The 15352-nt window shown below is 66.2% G+C and carries 16 protein-coding genes; 15 read left to right on the top strand and 1 reads right to left on the bottom strand.

What is annotated here, in order from left to right; genetic code table 11:
- Positions 1-174: 174 nt before the first annotated feature.
- Positions 175-1014 carry a TraB/GumN family protein gene (locus tag ISF28_RS23795; protein WP_198119645.1) on the top strand — a complete coding sequence of 280 codons (840 nt, stop codon included), beginning with the start codon at positions 175-177 and terminating at the stop codon, positions 1012-1014.
- Between the two features lie 111 nt (positions 1015-1125).
- On the opposite strand, the gene ISF28_RS23790 is transcribed toward ISF28_RS23795, so the two are convergent.
- On the bottom strand, positions 1126-2127 hold the full coding sequence (locus ISF28_RS23790) for a GlxA family transcriptional regulator (RefSeq protein ID WP_198119644.1): 1002 nt from the start codon (positions 2125-2127) through the stop codon (positions 1126-1128).
- Between the two features lie 80 nt (positions 2128-2207).
- On the opposite strand from ISF28_RS23790, the gene ISF28_RS23785 reads away from it, so the two are divergent.
- The 14 genes from ISF28_RS23785 to ISF28_RS23720 all read left to right on the top strand — a co-directional run bounded on the left by ISF28_RS23785 (position 2208) and on the right by ISF28_RS23720 (position 15347).
- Positions 2208-2597, top strand: a complete 390-nt coding sequence (locus ISF28_RS23785) for an MBL fold metallo-hydrolase (RefSeq protein ID WP_198119643.1) — start codon at positions 2208-2210, stop codon at positions 2595-2597.
- A 5-nt stretch (positions 2598-2602) separates the two neighbouring features.
- On the top strand, positions 2603-3178 hold the full coding sequence (locus tag ISF28_RS23780; protein ID WP_198119662.1) for a YdcF family protein: 576 nt from the start codon (positions 2603-2605) through the stop codon (positions 3176-3178).
- A gap of 66 nt (positions 3179-3244) precedes the next feature.
- The gene (locus tag ISF28_RS23775) at positions 3245-4069 is read left to right on the top strand and encodes an N-acetylmuramoyl-L-alanine amidase (RefSeq protein ID WP_198119642.1); all 825 of its coding nucleotides are present in this window, start codon (positions 3245-3247) and stop codon (positions 4067-4069) included.
- 238 nt (positions 4070-4307) lie between these two features.
- Positions 4308-4874, top strand: coding sequence for a nitroreductase family protein (locus ISF28_RS23770; protein WP_198119641.1), 567 nt, complete (start codon positions 4308-4310; stop codon positions 4872-4874).
- A gap of 172 nt (positions 4875-5046) precedes the next feature.
- The gene (locus tag ISF28_RS23765) at positions 5047-7644 is read left to right on the top strand and encodes an EAL domain-containing protein (protein ID WP_198119640.1); all 2598 of its coding nucleotides are present in this window, start codon (positions 5047-5049) and stop codon (positions 7642-7644) included.
- 25 nt (positions 7645-7669) lie between these two features.
- A complete protein-coding gene (locus ISF28_RS23760; RefSeq protein WP_198119639.1) occupies positions 7670-7864 on the top strand; it encodes a hypothetical protein in 195 nt (64 codons plus the stop codon).
- Positions 7861-8697, top strand: a complete 837-nt coding sequence (locus ISF28_RS23755) for an HDOD domain-containing protein (RefSeq protein ID WP_198119638.1) — start codon at positions 7861-7863, stop codon at positions 8695-8697. The genes ISF28_RS23760 and ISF28_RS23755 overlap by 4 nt, the downstream gene beginning before the upstream one ends.
- Positions 8698-8706: 9 nt before the next feature.
- A complete protein-coding gene (locus ISF28_RS31095) occupies positions 8707-9642 on the top strand; it encodes an ATP-binding protein (RefSeq protein ID WP_198119637.1) in 936 nt (311 codons plus the stop codon).
- Positions 9639-10985: a response regulator c-di-GMP phosphodiesterase, NosR family gene (gene nosR, locus ISF28_RS23745; RefSeq protein ID WP_229519333.1), complete on the top strand. Its 1347-nt coding sequence runs from the start codon at positions 9639-9641 to the stop codon at positions 10983-10985. Before ISF28_RS31095 ends, nosR begins: the two co-directional genes overlap by 4 nt.
- On the top strand, positions 10963-11484 hold the full coding sequence (locus tag ISF28_RS23740; RefSeq protein WP_198119636.1) for a response regulator: 522 nt from the start codon (positions 10963-10965) through the stop codon (positions 11482-11484). Before nosR ends, ISF28_RS23740 begins: the two co-directional genes overlap by 23 nt.
- 102 nt (positions 11485-11586) lie before the next feature.
- On the top strand, positions 11587-12558 hold the full coding sequence (locus ISF28_RS23735; RefSeq protein WP_198119635.1) for an HDOD domain-containing protein: 972 nt from the start codon (positions 11587-11589) through the stop codon (positions 12556-12558).
- A gap of 311 nt (positions 12559-12869) precedes the next feature.
- The gene (locus ISF28_RS23730; RefSeq protein WP_198119634.1) at positions 12870-13418 is read left to right on the top strand and encodes a chemotaxis protein CheW; all 549 of its coding nucleotides are present in this window, start codon (positions 12870-12872) and stop codon (positions 13416-13418) included.
- Entirely contained in the window at positions 13405-14751 is a 1347-nt protein-coding gene (locus tag ISF28_RS23725) for a CheR family methyltransferase (RefSeq protein WP_198119633.1), read from the top strand. The genes ISF28_RS23730 and ISF28_RS23725 overlap by 14 nt, the downstream gene beginning before the upstream one ends.
- Entirely contained in the window at positions 14748-15347 is a 600-nt protein-coding gene (locus ISF28_RS23720; RefSeq protein WP_198119632.1) for a chemotaxis protein CheW, read from the top strand. The genes ISF28_RS23725 and ISF28_RS23720 overlap by 4 nt, the downstream gene beginning before the upstream one ends.
- Positions 15348-15352 lie beyond the last annotated feature (5 nt).

The raw sequence follows: 15352 nt of genomic DNA, 5'->3' as shown, positions 1-15352 counted from the left end.
TCATCTGGCAAACGCCAGCCATCGTCTTGCTTCAGCATGCCCATGATAGTTCTCCTGATCATGGGCTTAGACTCAAAAATGCGTCAGATGTCCCTCTGGATGAGCTCTACTGGGATACGCTCTTAGTCGATCTCGCGCAATATTCTTTTTCTACAAACATGAGGGACGCTCAACATGAGGAAATGCGGCATCGCCGTCACCGTATTCGCTGCTGTCATTGCAATATTAACCCTGCCCGCGCGGGCAGTGAACATTCCCGCTGGCATAGATTGCTCGGAGATTCCGGGTACAAGCGATTATTTGCACGGTCACCGGATTGTGATGTTTGGCGAAGGTCACGGCACCAAGGAGTCACCGGCCACTTTTTTGCGCATCGTGTGTGCAGCCCTCAAACAAGGCGCCAGCGTTGCGGTCGGCCTGGAAATGCCCGTCGACCTGAACGAGCCTCTCGCGACTTATCTGCAATCAAATGGTGACCCCGCCGCCCGTACCGCGCTGTTGCGCACTGATTTTTGGGCGCAAGGCCAAGATGGCAGGGCCAGCGTGGCGATGGCCGATATGATCGACGGTTTGCGTCGCTTGCGTCAGGCCGGCTATCCTCTGGCGGTGTTTGCCATGCAAGGCGCAGGCAGCGAGTGGCACGTTCGCAATGACGAGAAGATGGCAACACGGATACGCGAGGAGTTTAATGCCGGCCCGACTTCGCTCATTTTGACGTTGACCGGTAATGTTCACAGTATGAAAACCAGGCCTGAATGGCTCCCTGCTCAAGTGCCTTCGCCGATACCCTCTTACCTGAAGGACCTTGACCCAGTCACGTCCAACTTGACCTCGACTGGTGGAAGCGCCTGGAACTGCCGGCAGGATTGCGGTCCTCATTCCGAACCCGCTCGCTCCGGCCCTGACCGATTTGTCGTCACCGCATCGGGAATGGGTGACGCCTATACTGGCCAGATTAACATTGGCACAACAACAGCATCGCCGCCCGCCGCAGATGCTGAACGTCTTCATTGACAGTCGACTTCCCAGCGCCGTTGCGTGAGTGCGAGAAAACGGGCGCTACAGTCTCCCCGACCTGGGCAGCAATGTCTCAACGCGACAAAACCAATGCTGCCGGCCTTCAGGTCAGCCCTGAATCTGCTGATCGCGGAGGAATTTGGCAGGGGTGCTCCCATAGCGGCGCTGGAAGGCTTTTGCCAATTGCTGGGGATTCGGGTAGCCGCAGGTGTTGGCGATGATCTTTGCAGACAGCCCTGACGACAAAAGCCCGTGCGCGTGTTGCAGGCGCAAGGTTTCGACGAAACGCGCTGGTGGTTCGCCGAGGCAGGCATTGAACTTTCTTTGGAAATTCCGCGGCGACATCATCGCGCGCGCCGCGAGGGATTCGACGCTTATCGGCTGCGACAGGTGTGCCTTGATCCAGCTGATCAGCTCGGAGAAATCGTTATCCGCTTTTTTGAGAGCGGCAACCACGCCGCTGACCTGAGGCTGATAGCCGGGCCGCCGCGTCTCCAGCACGAGACGCCTTGCGATTTCATTGGCGACGCTCTCGCCGAGGTCGCGAGCGACCATCTGCAGGGTCATATCGATGCCGGCGCTGACGCCGGCGGAAGTCCAGAGTCGTCCATGCTCGATATAGATCGCATCGGCGACGACGCTGATGCTTGGTATGTCGTGGGCCAGGCTGGCGCATGCCGCCCAATGGGCGGTGACACGTGCCCCGGCCAGTACACCGAGCCGGCCCAAAGCAAGGGTTGCCGGCCCACTGCTCGATCCAAAACGCCGGCAGGCAGCGATCGCGCGGAGCGCCCAATTGCGCATGGCGTCTTGTTCAAGGGCGTCCGCTGCATCGCGCTCCCCGCTGCCCGTAAATAACACCGTGTCAACGCTGTCCGGGTCGAGGGTGGAAATCGACTCGGTTGAAATGGTAATTGCCGACATGCTCTTTATCGGCCCACCCTTCGGTGAAAGGATATGGATGTCGTAGACCGGGTCCCCTGCGACGTTGTTCGCCGCGGCAAACACTGCGGCGGAACCGGTTATGTTGAGTATCTGGGCGCCCTCGAAAACCAACAGGGCGATTGTTCTGGGTGACTGCTTGGATCGATTTGCTTGTTCCGGTGACATGGCGCAATTTGACCAGAATTTGTCGTATTTGACTATCGCAAATGAAGGTTAGACTTCAACGCTCAATAATTTCACGAAGCATGATGAAATCCATCGGCATTGCTCTAACCATTCTCGGTACGGCACTTTTCGTTGGCGCACCGGTAGGCGCAGCGGAGAGCTACGTCCTGCAGGAACCATTTGCCGTCTACGGTAATACCTATTACGTCAACCCGGGCGACCCACATGCGACAGTGGACGTTGAGGGAGCCAGCGCCGCGGTCGCGTCCCTCAAGTGTGGCGTACTCGCATCCGCCCAACCGGACCTTAGCGGTTTATGGGAGCGAAAGGCAAAACCGCCAGCGCTCGGCAGCGTCGCCTTTATCGATAACGACGCTTGCCGCAGCTACGCCGGCAGGGCCCGGGCCTGGCTTCCACAAACGCGCGCCGATGATGCCGCTGCTACGAAAACCAACGAGGTTGCACAGTGAAAGGCATGCGCGGCGAAGCGCCAGGGGCGGATCTGTCGGCGATAGCAGACTACATCATGCCTGACATTCCCGAGCAAAAAGCGGACCTTGGCTTTGTGTTCGGCACCCGTCAGGGAGTCGAGGAATTCTGTTTGACGGCACATTCGCTCTGGCAGCGGGAGATGTTCGACAGATTACTGATATCGGGCGGTGCGACGCGTGGACAAAGTGAAACCGAGGCCGAAGTGATCTCCGAGCGGCTGCTTCAGATGGGCGTTCCGCGGGACGTGATGATCCTGGAGAAGTCCGCGACGAATACCGGGGAGAACGTTACGTTCTCGCGCAAGAAGCTTGCCGAGACCATGGCTCTGGAAGACATCAAAAGCGTTCTCGTGATCGGCAAGATTTGTTCGCTACGGCGTTACCTGATGACCCTGGAACGCCATTGGCCTGGCCTTGTCCTGTCTGCCGCACCTGTTAATTTTTTTGGCGTCGGCAAAAAACAATGGCACACGCATCCAGACTTTCGTGCGCGGGTACTTGCCGAATTCGAAAAAATACCCGATTACCTGCGACGCGATTTCTTGCGCGAACTTGCATAACCTTTCGCGGGCCATCGGGGAGCATGGACCCCTGAGCAATGCGAGCATTTACTTTGAAAAGACACAATGAAAACTTTTGTATCGCGATTCCTCACCGGCTTGATCGCGGCTGTCTTGCTTGCGGCTTGCACCAGCGGTCCACATATCGACCGTTCGCTATCTACGCCCGACCAGCGCAGCCGTGTGAAATACCTGGTCCTGCATTACACCGTCACCGACACGCCGCAATCGATACGCATTTTTACCCACCAGGCCGGGGTGGAAGCCAGCATCCATTACCTGCTCAGCAACGATCCGGAGCCCGTCATTTATGGCATCGTGGATGAACGCCGGGCCGCCTACCACGCAGGATCGGACTCGGGATGGAAGCAAGACCGTAACCTGAACAATATTTCTATCGGCATCGAAATCGTGAACGCGGGCTGGGTTGACGGACCCACTGGGAGAACCTGGGCGCCTTTTCCGGAAAAACAGATCGAGACCCTGATTCCGCTCATTAAAGATATCATGTCGCGCCACCACATTGCACCGGAAAACGTTGTTGGACATGCTGACGTAGCGCCACAGCGCAAGCAGGATCCAGGAGCACTTTTCCCGTGGAAGCGTCTGGCGGCCGAAGGTATCGTGCCCTGGCCAGACGAGACCGTCGTCGCGGTGAAGCGCATCGAGTACCAGACTTCCTTGCCAGACATCGCCTGGTTCCAGCGCAAATTGTCTGACATAGGCTATGTCGTGCCACGAGACGGTAAGGTCAGTCAGGAGACGCGCAACGTGTTAATTGCCTTCCAGACCCGCTACCGGCCTTCGAAGATCGACGGCGAACCGGATGCCGAGACTGCTGCGCTGCTCGATAGCCCCATGCGTTTGGTCGTGCCGATGAAGAAAAACTGATCCATGTAGGGCAATCATTGAAATCGTCGTCGCCGCGCCCCGCGCTGCGGTCTGGAATACCACAGCGAGATCGCGTTCGAGCTGGCGGACGCGGACGGCGGCTGGTCGTGGAGCGGTGCGCGACGGAGACGATCTTGCGCCACCTCGACCTCGACTGGCGCGGCACCCAGTACGTGTTGAAGGCGTCCGTCGAACGGTCGAACCCGTTTCTGCCGCACGTGGGACCTATAATTCACCCATGAACGATAATCTGTGGGAACTGTTGCCGGCGCGCCGGCACGTCGGATTGCGCCGGCTGCTGGCGCCGGGCCCGGACGATGCCGCCCTCGACCGCATCCTGCGGGCGGCCGCGCAGGCGCCCGATCACGGCCTGCTGCGCCCGTGGCGCTTCGTGCTGGTGCCCCAGGACAGGCGCGCCGACCTGGGCGCCGCCTTCGAGGAAGCGCTGCTCGGGCGCGATCCCGGCGCCGACGACGCGGCCCGGGCCGCAGCCCGCGGCAAGGCCGGGCACGCGCCTTGCCTGCTGGTGGCCATCCTCGTCGACATGCCCGCCACGCCCATCCCGACGGCGGAAAAGCTGGTCTCCCTCGGCTGCGCCATCCAGAACATGTTGTTGGCCGCGCAAGCGCTGGATTTCGCCAGCGGCCTCGCGAGCGGCGGGGCGCTGGATGCGCCGGCCGTGCGGCGGCTGCTGCGCCTGGAAGGGCACGAACAGGCCGTTTGCTTCATCGGCCTGGGAACGGCCGCCGGCGCGAAACCGCCGCGCCAACGTCCGGCGCCGGAGCAGTTCTTTTCGAGCCTGTGAGTGCATGTTGTCATTCATGTGACATGCCCTCGGTCCTGAATACCGACAAAAAGTGTCTTCGTTACGACACTTCGCACCAAATTAAAGAACATTCCATACGGCAATGTTTTATAGTCTTGGGTGTACAGCTTGATTTCCATTAAGCGTTCGTCAAGTATTTTGGACAACCGCCATGACTGCAGCCAAATCTCAACACCCTGTGCTCTTGAGCCACGGTAGCGCATGCCGGCCGATCCGAGCCGGCGCGGCCGCCGTGCCGCCGTGTCCCGAGGACTATGTCGCGCTGGAGTGGCTCGAGCACGCGCCCGGCTTCGTTGCCTGCCTCGTGGGCCCCGATCTCGTGTTCGCCCATGCGAACGACGCGTACAAGCGCCTGGTCGGGCGCGAGGAACTCATCGGCCTGCCGCTCGAGGCCGCGCTGCCGGAGGTTGCCGACCAGGGCGTGTTGCCGCTGTTGCGGTCGGCGATGGCGACGGGCGAGCGGGTGGTGCAGTGCGCCCGGCCGGTGCGGCTGGTCGGGCCCGACGGCGCGCTGCAGCTGCGCTATGTCGACTTCGTCGCCCAGCCGATCCCGCACAGCGACGGCGTGGGCGGCGGCCTCCTGATCCTGGGCAGCGACGTGACGATGGAAACGGTATCCCAGCGCGATCTGCAGTTCAGCCTGACGCACGACGTGCTCACGGGCTTGCCGAACCATGCGCTGTTGCGCGACCGGCTCGAACGCGCGCTGCGCCGCGCCACGCGGGCCCAGAGTCCGTTGCAGGTGGCGGCCCTGCACCTCGACCTGTTCAAGCGGGTCTACGCGCTGGTCGGCCACGAGGGCGGCGAGCGGATCCTGTGCGAGATCGCCGGCCGCATCGAACGGGCGGCCGGGCCGGACGTGACGGTGGCCCGCGACAGCGGCGACAAATTCCTGTTGCTGATGGAAGGCGAGCAGCAACCGAACGCGGCGGCCCGGATCGCGGATATCGTGAAGGCCGTGGCGGCACCGTTCGAGCATGAGGGACACGCCGTCTACGTGACCTGCTGCGTGGGCGCGGCCGCGTTCCCCCTGAGTGGACAGACGGCGGACGGCCTGCTGCTGGCGGCCGACCGCGCCCTGGCGCGCGCGCAGGAGGCGGGCGCCGGGATGCAGCGCTGGGACGACACGGCGCCCGACGACGCCGGACTGGCCCGCCTTCAGCTGGGTTTCGCGCTGCGCGAGGCGCTGGCCGGCGAGGGCCTGTCCGTGTATTACCAGGCCCGCGTCGACCTCGTCACGGGCGAGATCTGCGCCGTGGAGGCGTCGGTGCGCCTGGACAAGCAAGGCGACGCGGTATCGCCCGCCACGCTGAACGGCGTCGCGGAAGAATGCGGCCTCGCCGCGCAACTGGGCGAATGGGTGCTGCGCGCCGCCGCCGCCCAGGCCGCGCACTGGCGGGCGCAGGGTTTCACGGGGCTGCGCGTGGCCGTCAACCTGTCGGCGCGCCAGTTCGCGATGTGCGACCTGGAGGGCGCCATCGTGCGTGCGCTGGCGGATGCGGGCATGCCGGCGACCTGCCTCGATCTCGGGCTGACCGAGAACCTGGTGGCGGAAGACATCGACCGTGTCGTCGAATCCCTCGTCGCGTTGCGCAATCTCGGCATCCGGCTGTGCCTCGACGATTTCGGCACGGGCGCCTCCAGCCTCGTCAACCTGCAGCGCCTGCCGGTCGACCTGCTCAAGATCGACGGCGCGTTCCTGCAGCGCGTGCCCGACGAGGACGGCGCCGCGGCGATCGTCGACGCGATCGTCACGATGGGGCACAGCCTGGGCATGCGCGTCGTCGCCGACGGCGTCGAGCGCGAGGGCCAGTGCGAATTCCTGGCGCGCCACATGTGCGACGAAGTGCAGGGCGCGTTCGTGTCGAAGCCGCTGCCGTCCGACGCCATGACCGGCCTGCTGCAGACCGGCCCCGGCCTCGCGCCGCGCCTGTTGCGCTTCAACCGCACGCAACCCACCTTGCTGCTGGTGGACGACGAGCCGAGCATCGTGTCGTCGCTCAAGCGCCTGCTGCGGGGCGACGGCTACCGCATCCTGACCGCCAACAGCGGCAGCGCGGGCCTGCAGATCCTCGCCGAGCACACCGTCGACGTGATCGTGTCCGACCAGCGCATGCCGGAGATGACGGGCGTCGAATTCCTGCGCACCGTGCGGCAGCTGTATCCGGACACCGTGCGCATCGTGCTGTCCGGCTTCACCGAGCTGCAGACGGTGACGGATGCCGTGAACGCCGGCGCGATCTACAAATTCCTGACCAAGCCCTGGGACGACGAACAGCTGCGCGTCCACATCCAGGAAGCTGTCGCCTACGGCGCGATGGCCAACGAAAACCGCCTGCTCACGCTGGAAGTGCGCACGGCCAACCAGAAGCTCGCCGCGGTGAACCGCCAGCTCGAGTCGGTGCTGGCGCGCCAGCAGAGCGAGATCGAGCGGGGCGAGATCAGCCTGGACATCGTGCACGAGGCCCTCGACAACGTGCCCGTGCCCGTGCTGGCGAGCGACGACCTGGACATGATCGTGCTGGCCAACCGGGCCGCGTCCGAGCTGTTCGCGGGGCGCGGGCAGGTGCTCGGTTGCGATCTGCGCCAGCTGTTCCCAGGCCTGCCGGACCCGGTGCCCGCCGGCCGGGTGTGCACGTTCGACTACGATGCGGGCGGCAAGCATTTTTCGGCCGAGCTGCGGCCGATGGGGAACGGCAGCCAGTCGCGCGGCTGGCTGATCGCCATCCATGGGGCGGAAACCGATTGACCACATGACAGAGAGCGTCACCCTCATGAAACGTATCCGTGAAGTTCCCAACGACGACATCCGCGCGGGCAACGACAAGACGGCGCAGGACGCGCAGTGCGCCGAGCGCCGCCGCGTGCAGGATCGGATCGCCTGGTTGTGCCGCCACGCGGGCGACGGCCCCGCGAACGGCTTGTTGCGCAGCGTCGTCGAGCAGTACCGGATGGCGGGATTGTCATGACGGCGGTGAACCTGGCGCCGGTGGTCCAGAGCCTGCGCGAGCTGCCGGCCCTGCCGTCCGTCGTCCTCGACCTGATCCATTCGCTCGGCCGCGAGGACGTCGACGTGACGGCGCTGGCGGAAAAGATGTCGCGCGACCAGGCCCTGGCCGCGAAGATCCTGCGCCTGGCGAATTCGTCGTTCTACGGCCTGGCGGGCAAGGTCAAGACCGTCAAGCAGGCGATCGTCGTGCTCGGGTTCGACAGCGCGCGGGCGCTGGCCGTGGCGAGCAACATGATCGGCAGCATCCAGGGCGCCGCCCGGCAGGTCGACGTGGCCGACTTCTGGCGCCATTCGATCGCGACGGCGCTGTGCGCGAAAAACCTCGCGCGCCTGGCCGGCATCGACCAGGAGGCCGCCTTCATCGCCGGCCTGCTGCACGACATCGGCCGGCTCGTGCTCGCGACCCGTTTTCCGGACGATTACGCGCGGGTGCTCCAGGATTGCGAGCGCAACGACACGCCCGTGGGCGTGGCCGAGGTGCGCGTGTTCGGCCTGGACCACCAGCGCGCGGGCGAGATGCTGGCCGAGGCGTGGAAGTTCCCGCCGCTGATCCAGCGCGCGATCGGCCAGCATCATGCGCCGGCCGGCGCCGACCTGGCCGACCTCCCGGGCGTGGTCCACGCGGCCAACGCGATGGTGCATGCGCTGGACCTGGGCGGCGGCCGCCATGGCGCCGTGCCGCGCCTGCTGGACGCGGCCTGGGACAGCCTGGGCCTTACGCCGGACCATCTGTTGGCCGTTTGCCGCGAGACCGAAGGGCAGTTCGAGGAAGCGTGCCGGCTTTTAATGTAGGACCTGATCATGAACGATAACGTCGACAAGGTGGCGCCGACTCGCGAATCGGTCGAGGCGGAACTGCTGCGCCGCAACCAGGAGCTCACGGAGCTGAACGAAAAGCTGTCGCTGGCGCAGGCGCAGCTGTTGCAATCGGAAAAGCTCGCGTCGATCGGACAGCTCGCGGCCGGCGTGGCGCACGAGATCAACAACCCGATCAGTTTCGTGTTTTCCAATTTCGGCACCCTGCAAACCTATGTCGACAGCCTGCTGCGCGTGCTGGTCCGCTACGAGGAGGCCGAGCGCTTCATCGCCGACCCGGACGTGCTGCGCAGCATCGCCGACCTGCGCGAACAGGTGGATCTCGCGTTCCTGCAGGACGACGTGCAGGTCCTGATGGCCGAGTCGCGCGAGGGCATCGAGCGCGTGCGCAGGATCGTCCAGGACCTGAAGGATTTTTCGCGCGTGGACGCGCACCAGGAATGGCAATGGGCCGATCTCCATCAAGGCATCGACTCGACGCTCAATATCGTCAATAATGAAGTCAAGTACAAGGCCGACATCGTCAGGGAATACGGGGACATTCCCGAAGTCGAGTGCCTGCCGTCCCAGATCAACCAGGTCATCATGAATATCGTCGTCAACGGCGCCCAGGCCATCTCCGGTCCGCGCGGGCGCATCACGGTCCGCACCGGCACCCGGGAAGACCACGTGTGGATCGAGATCGCCGACACCGGCTGCGGCATCCCGCCGGCGATCCGCTCGCGCATCTTCGACCCGTTCTTCACGACCAAGCCCGTCGGCACCGGCACGGGCCTCGGTCTCTCGCTGTCGTACGGCATCATCCAGAAGCACCGCGGCAGCATCGCCGTGCAAAGCGAGGAGGGCGCCGGCACCACGTTCCGGATCGAACTGCCCATCCGCCGCGCCGACGCGGACGATGCGCTGGAGACGCTGTCATGAACATGCTCGCCACCGAGCGTTCGGAGACGCCCGCGGGCACGATCCTGTGCGTCGACGACGAACCGAACATCCTGGCGTCGCTGCGGCGCCTGTTCCGCCGGGAAAACTACAAGGTCTTGTGCGCGGGCAGCGCCCAGGCCGGGTGGGCCGTGCTGGAAGACGAGCACGTCGACATCGTCATTTCCGACATGCAAATGCCGGAAGTGAACGGCACGGAATTCCTCGAGCGCGTGCGCCAGCGCTGGCCGCATACGCTGCGCCTGCTGCTGACGGGCCACGCCGACCACGAGGCCACGATCGGCGCCATCAATCGCGGCGAAGTGTACCGCTACATCACCAAGCCGTGGAACGAGGACGCGATGCTGCTCGTCGTGCGCGACGCGCTGGAACGCCAGGCGCTGCAGCGCGAAAAGGCCAGGCTGGAAGAGCTGACCCGGCAGCAGAACGACCAACTGCGCGAACTGAACGCGACGCTCGAGCAGCGCGTGCGCGACCGCACGGCGGAACTCGTGTCGGCCCAGAAATCGCTGCAGGCGTCGCACGAGCGCCTCAAGACGAACTTCCTCACCCTGATCAAGGTGCTGTCGGGCATGGTCGAGACCCGCGCGGGCGCCGTGGCCGGACACGGCCGCCGCGTCGCCGACCTCGGGCGCCGCATCGCCTTGCGCATGGGCCTGTCCGCGCGCGAGGCGCAGGACGTGTTCGTGGCCGGCCTGCTGCACGAGATCGGCAAGACGGGCTTCCCCGACACCCTGATCGGCATTCCGGAGTCCGTGCTGAAAGGGGACAACCTGGGGCTGTACCGCAAATATCCCCACCTCGGCGAGCAATTGCTCATGCCGCTCGAGGAATTGCGCGAAGCGGCGCGCATCATCCGCGACCACCGCGAACGGTTCGACGGCGCCGGCTTCCCGGAAGGCGTGGCCGGTTTCGACATTCCGCTCGGCGCCCGCATCCTGGCCGTGGCGCACGATTTCGAAGGGCTGCAGCACGGCCTGCTCGTACAGCGCCGCACGGATGCCGCGCAGGCGACGGAACTGGTGGCGGAAAGCCGCGGCAAGCGGTACGACCCGGCCGTCGTCGAAGCCTTCTACGACATCCGCACGGGCCGCAGCGTGGCCGAGGAAATCGCCGACGTCGCCATGGGCGTGGCGCAGCTCAAGCCGGGCATGGTGCTCAGCCGCGACCTGCTGTCCGCTGACGGCGCGCTGCTGCTGTCGGCCGACCATACCCTCTCGGACCGGCTGCTGAAGCAGCTCGTCGAATACGAGCGCCGTTCCGGCGGTCAATTGCAACTTTTCGTGAAATCAGGAACCGCCGATGCGCCGCATTCTCATTCTTGACGACGAACCGTCCGTGCTGAGCGCCCTGCGCCGCACGCTGCGTTCGGCGTTTCCGCAGGCTGACGTCGTGATCGAAGCCTTCGACGAGCCGGAAGCGGCCGTGTTGCGCGCCGGCGAGCAGGACTTCGACGTCGTCATCTCCGATTACCGCATGCCCGGCCTCAACGGGGCCGACGTGTTGCAGCTGGTCAAGGGCCTGCAGCCGGACGCGATCCGCATCGTCGTCAGCGCCACGACGGAAATGGTCGACATCCTCGCCGCCGTCAACCGGGCCGAGGTGTTCCGTTACCTGGCCAAGCCGTGGCAGCAGGACGAGCTGATCGCGACGGTCCAGGAAGCGTTCGCGCGCCGGGACGTGCTGCTCGGGGCCAGGCAGGCGAAACCCGCCGTGCCGCCGGCGGCCGGCGACCCCGACGACGTGCTGCGCCAGCTCGAGCAGGACGAGCCGGGCATCACCCGCGTCGATTGGGATGAGCACGGGAACATCCGCCTGTTCTGAGTTTCTATAGAGGAAATATTTCCTAGAGGCATTGGCGTAAGAATGTTTCAAGGGTAAGATTGGTTCTATCAATAATTTTCATGAACGCGGCGGAGACATCTCATGGGTTTCTTTTCTAAATTGGTGGGCTCGGATAGCGGCGCCAAGCAGGCCGCCGCGGCGGCGGCCACGGCCCAGGAGCAGGAACGGCAGGACGAGCGCATCAGCCGTGACATCGACGCCGCCTACTACCACTGGCTGACGGGTTCGTCCGGCTTCGACGCGCCCGCCGAGGTGGAGGCCGCCATCCTCGACCAGGTCCGCGCGCTGACCGCCCGTCCCGGCGACGCGGCCGGTCTGGTGCCGCGCGTGCCGGAAGTGATCCCCAGGCTGCTGCAAAGCCTGGCCGAGGAAGACGTGTCCACGTCGGAACTGTCGCGCCTGGTCGTGCAGGACGTCGTGCTCGTGGCGGAGGTGATCCGCGAAGCGAACAGCGCCTATTACCGCCCGATGACGCAGGTGAAAACCGTCGAGGCCGCGATCATGATGCTGGGGCAGAACGGCCTGCGCATGTTATTGGCCCGCATCGCGTTCCGGCCCGTCATCAAGATGGACGGCGAGGGCTTCTCGAAAAAGGTCGCGCCGCACGTGTGGGGCCAGTCCGAGCGCTGCGCGCTGGCCGCCAGCCTCGTCGCGCCCGGCCTCACCGCCGGCGTGTTCGAAGCCTATCTGGCCGGCCTGATGCAGAACGTCGGCCTGATCGTCGCGTTCCGGCTGGCCGACCGCCTGTGCCAGAACGGCAGCGTGCCGAAGTCGGCCGACTTCGGCATCGAACTGCTGGCCTGCGGCCGCCGCATGTCGGCCGGGATCGCGCGTCACTGGGACTTCCCGCAAGAGGTCACGGAGGCGATCGAACAGGCGGGCGACCCGGACGGCTCCCACCTGGCGCAGGCGCTGGAGCAGGGCGATCGCATCGCCAAGCTGCGCCTGCTGATCGACGCCGCCAAGATCGCCGAGGACGATGCTCTCGTCGTGGACGGCCTGGACAGCTTCCAGCGCCGCTGCCTGGGCAAGCTGACCCACGTGGAAGCTTGAGCCCATCCCAGCGCAAAGCACATCCGCAACCGGCAATGTCAACTTTGCGCAACGTTTTATCGATAACGCCTGTCGTTTAATTTACGACACGGACAGGGGTGGTCGAGACTTGTTCATGTTTCCATTTGCGATGTAAAGCTGGAAACTTCGTGAATTCAATGCATTAAGCGTCCGGGCGCAGCCAAGGGGGGACGACAGAGGGCGCGCACGCACCACGGCCCCGCTGTGACGGCGACGCCAAGGTGGGCTACGATCAGACTCATGTGACAAATGCCAGCGGTCGCCTGGTATCACATGGACAGGAGTGCACCATGATTTCCTCCGCTTTTGCGCCCGAAGCGGCGTTGCCGTCGCGACAACAGGATGTCGCCGCCGTGGACACGGCCGACGCATCCCCGGCAGGTTTGCAGGTCCTCGAATTCCTCTGCGGCGGACAGCGCTTCGCCGTGCCGCTGGCGTCCGTGCGGCGGGCCGTGCTCAGTGCCCGGCCGGTGCCGTTGCCCGGGGCGTCGGACATCGTCCTCGGTGTGCTCGACGTGGGCGGCGAGACGGTGACCGTCCTCGATTTCGCCCGCCGCGCCTGCGGCCGTCCGACGGCCATCACGCCCTCCCAGCAATTCCTCATCGTCGAATCGAACGGTTTCCCGTGCGCGCTCGTCGTCGACAGCATCGTCGGCCCGGGCATCGCGCCGCCCGCCGCCGCCTGGCCGGAGGAGGCGGGCGGGGCCGGATTCGTCGACGGCGCGCTGCACCTGCCCGACGGCTTGTGCCTCGTGGTCGAGCCGGCGCGCTTCCTGTTCGACCATGAACGGGAGCAATTGGCGCAGGCGCAGGCGGGAGTCGCGGGTGACCGCCACTGACCTCGCCGCACTCGCGCCGGACGTGCTGGACCTCGCGGCCCGGCGGGTCGAGGCCGAGACGGGGCTGACCTTCGCCGGCGCCCGGCGCAGGCGCTTCGACGCCGCCCTGGGCAAGATGGCCGACACGCTGGGCCTGCCCGGCGCGGCGGCGTGCGCGTCGTGGCTGCTGGCCGGCCCGTGGGACGCCGCCCGCAGCGCCCTGTGCGCGCGCTTCCTGACCGTCGGCGAAACGTATTTCTTCCGCGAGCCGCGCGCCCTCGACCTCGCGTGCGACGTGGCGCGGGCACACGCGGCGCGCGGCGCGAACCGGCTGCTGCGCATCTGGAGCGCCGGCTGCTGCACGGGCGAGGAACCGTATTCGATCGCGCTGAGCTTGCGCCGCCGCGTGCCCCAGTTGCCGCCCGACGGCGTGACGATCCTCGCCACGGACCTGAACGACGCCTTCCTCGACTTCGCCCGCGCCGGCATCTACCGGCGCTGGTCGTTCCGGCGCGCCGACCCGGCCGATCTCGACGACTTCTTCCGGCCGCTCGGCGACGGCCGCTTCGAGATCGATCCGCGGCTGCGCGCGCAGATCCGCTTCGCCAGCCTGAACCTCGCATCCGCCACGTATCCGTCCGCCGCGACGGGCACCGTGGCCATGGACATCATCTTCTGCCGCAACGTGCTCATGTATTTCGCGCCGGAGCAGGTCGGGCGCGTGATCGCCCGCCTGCGCGACTGCCTCGCGCCCGGCGGCTGGCTCGTGGTCAACGCGAGCGAAGCGTCGCCGCCGCTGTTCGCGGGCTTTACGCCCGTGTACCACGAGGATGCCGTGTTTTTCCGCAAGAGCGCGCCGGCGGACACGGTCGCGGTCCCCCAGGAGGCCACCGCCGTCGCGCCGCCCGCGCCTGCCCCGGCCAAGGCACCCGCGCCGGCTCCGGCACGGGCGGCCGCAGCCGCACTCGCACCGGCCCCCGCGCCGCCGGTGCCGCAGCCCGACGGCGCGATGGCGCGCGTGCACGCCCTGGCGGCCGCGGGCCGGCGCGAGGAAGCGCTGCAATGCCTGCGGCGCGCCGTCGAGGCCGACGTGTTGTCGGCCCCGCTGCAGCAGGACGCCGCGCTGTTCGCGCTCGAACACGGCGACCGTGCGCTGGCGCGCCACTGCGTCCGGCGCCTGCTGTACCTGGAACCCGACAGCGCGCTCGGGCATTACCTGTCCGCCCTGATCGAGGACGCCAGCGGCCGGCGGCCGCGCGCGCGCAGCCTGCTGCGCGAATTCGGCCGGCTCGCGGCCGGCGCCGACGCCGAGCTGCGCAGCGCGCTCAAGCAGTGGATGGAGCGTGCACCATGACGGCCTTCGACTGGGAAGCCTTGTCGCGCCGGCTCGAGGCCGCGGGCGCCGCGCTGGCCGCGCTCGACCGCGCCGATCCGGCCGCCCAGGAACGCCTGCTCGCCGAGCGCGCGGCCGCGCTGGCGGCCCGCGCCGCCGCGCCGGCCGACCGGCTGCCCGACGGCATGGAAGTGCTGGCGTTCCGCTGCGGGGGCGAGCGCTACGCGTTCGACAACGCCTGGGTGACGCGCGTGCTGCCGCTGCTGCCGCTGACGGTGCTACCGGGCGTACCGGCGCACGTGGCCGGCATCGCGATGTGGGAGGGCGAAGTGCTGGCCATCGTCGACCTGCGCGTGCTGCTCGCCCTGCCGCTGTCCGAACTGGCCGAACCCGGCGCGCTGATCGTGCTCGCGGGCGAGGACAACCGATTCGCCGTCCTGGCCGACGCCATCGACGGCACCCGCCGCTTCGCGGCCGCCGACATGGGGCACAGCCTGCCGATGCTGGCCGATCCCGACGCCAGCTACCTGCTGGGCGTCGCCCCGGACCGCACCGCGCTGCTCGACGCGCGGCGCCTGCTTGCCGACACCACGCTCGTCGTGAATGCGGACCACTGATAACG

It is taken from the genome of Massilia rhizosphaerae, from assembly GCF_016093545.1.
GTDB classification, from domain to species: domain Bacteria; phylum Pseudomonadota; class Gammaproteobacteria; order Burkholderiales; family Burkholderiaceae_D; genus Telluria; species Telluria rhizosphaerae.
The sequence above is the reverse complement of the archived record's forward strand: the minus strand, read 5'-3'. Positions and strand labels throughout refer to the sequence as shown.

What these genes read in the sequence shown, in the direction of transcription:
- ISF28_RS23780 (WP_198119662.1), top strand. Translation starts at nt 2,603, where the DNA reads ATGCGCGGCGAAGCGCCAGGGGCGGATCTGTCGGCGATAGCAGACTAC.
- ISF28_RS23795 (WP_198119645.1), top strand. Translation starts at nt 175, where the DNA reads ATGAGGAAATGCGGCATCGCCGTCACCGTATTCGCTGCTGTCATTGCA.
- ISF28_RS23775 (WP_198119642.1), top strand. Translation starts at nt 3,245, where the DNA reads ATGAAAACTTTTGTATCGCGATTCCTCACCGGCTTGATCGCGGCTGTC.
- ISF28_RS23730 (WP_198119634.1), top strand. Translation starts at nt 12,870, where the DNA reads ATGATTTCCTCCGCTTTTGCGCCCGAAGCGGCGTTGCCGTCGCGACAA.
- ISF28_RS23760 (WP_198119639.1), top strand. Translation starts at nt 7,670, where the DNA reads ATGAAACGTATCCGTGAAGTTCCCAACGACGACATCCGCGCGGGCAAC.
- nosR (WP_229519333.1), top strand. Translation starts at nt 9,639, where the DNA reads ATGAACATGCTCGCCACCGAGCGTTCGGAGACGCCCGCGGGCACGATC.
- ISF28_RS23785 (WP_198119643.1), top strand. Translation starts at nt 2,208, where the DNA reads ATGATGAAATCCATCGGCATTGCTCTAACCATTCTCGGTACGGCACTT.
- ISF28_RS23735 (WP_198119635.1), top strand. Translation starts at nt 11,587, where the DNA reads ATGGGTTTCTTTTCTAAATTGGTGGGCTCGGATAGCGGCGCCAAGCAG.
- ISF28_RS31095 (WP_198119637.1), top strand. Translation starts at nt 8,707, where the DNA reads ATGAACGATAACGTCGACAAGGTGGCGCCGACTCGCGAATCGGTCGAG.
- ISF28_RS23740 (WP_198119636.1), top strand. Translation starts at nt 10,963, where the DNA reads ATGCGCCGCATTCTCATTCTTGACGACGAACCGTCCGTGCTGAGCGCC.
- ISF28_RS23790 (WP_198119644.1), bottom strand. Translation starts at nt 2,127, where the DNA reads ATGTCACCGGAACAAGCAAATCGATCCAAGCAGTCACCCAGAACAATC.
- ISF28_RS23770 (WP_198119641.1), top strand. Translation starts at nt 4,308, where the DNA reads ATGAACGATAATCTGTGGGAACTGTTGCCGGCGCGCCGGCACGTCGGA.
- ISF28_RS23755 (WP_198119638.1), top strand. Translation starts at nt 7,861, where the DNA reads ATGACGGCGGTGAACCTGGCGCCGGTGGTCCAGAGCCTGCGCGAGCTG.
- ISF28_RS23720 (WP_198119632.1), top strand. Translation starts at nt 14,748, where the DNA reads ATGACGGCCTTCGACTGGGAAGCCTTGTCGCGCCGGCTCGAGGCCGCG.
- ISF28_RS23765 (WP_198119640.1), top strand. Translation starts at nt 5,047, where the DNA reads ATGACTGCAGCCAAATCTCAACACCCTGTGCTCTTGAGCCACGGTAGC.